Raw genomic sequence first — 728 nt, 5'->3', positions numbered from 1 at the left:
ACGCTGCTGCGGATCATCGCCGGGCTGATCGAGCCGACCGGCGGTGACGTGACCTATCTCGGCAAGCCGCTGCGCGGCCCGGCCGAAGGCGTCGCGATGGTGTTCCAGACCTTCGCGCTGTTTCCGTGGCTGACCGTGCTGCAGAACGTGGAAGCCGGCCTCGAAGCACTCGGCGTCGGCGCACGCGAGCGGCGCGAACGCGCGCTCGCCGCGATCGACCTGATCGGTCTCGACGGCTTCGAGAACGCGTACCCGCGCGAGCTGTCGGGCGGCATGCGCCAGCGCGTGGGCTTCGCGCGCGCGCTCGTGGTCGATCCGACGATCCTGCTGATGGACGAGCCGTTCTCGGCGCTCGACGTGCTGACCGCCGAAACGCTGCGTACCGACCTGCTCGACCTGTGGACGCAAGGCCGCATGCCGATCAAGTCGGTGCTGATCGTCACGCACAACATTGAGGAAGCGGTGTTCATGTGCGACCGCATTCTCGTGCTGTCGTCGAACCCGGGCCGCGTGATCGCCGAGATCAAGGTGCCGTTCAAGCATCCGCGCAACCGGCTGGATCCGGCCTTCCGCAAGCTGGTCGACGACATCTACGCGAAGATGACGGCCCGCCAGACCGGCGAGGCGACGAAGAAGGGGCTCGAGCTCGGCAGCTGGCTGCCGCAGGTGTCGACCAACCTGATGGCCGGCCTGATCGAGACGCTCGCGATGGCGCCGTACCACGGCCG

Annotated in this window: 1 protein-coding gene; it reads left to right on the top strand. The window is 68.0% G+C overall.

Annotation, left to right across the window (positions count from 1 at the left end):
• Window positions 1-728: ABC transporter ATP-binding protein (locus tag DID99_RS36785; protein WP_148094720.1), on the top strand; the 728-nt coding region annotated here is incomplete at both ends.

It is taken from the genome of Burkholderia sp. Bp8986, from assembly GCF_003854225.1.
Taxonomy (GTDB): domain Bacteria; phylum Pseudomonadota; class Gammaproteobacteria; order Burkholderiales; family Burkholderiaceae; genus Burkholderia.
Note: the sequence above shows the minus strand (reverse complement) of the source record. Positions and strands in the feature narration are given on the sequence as shown.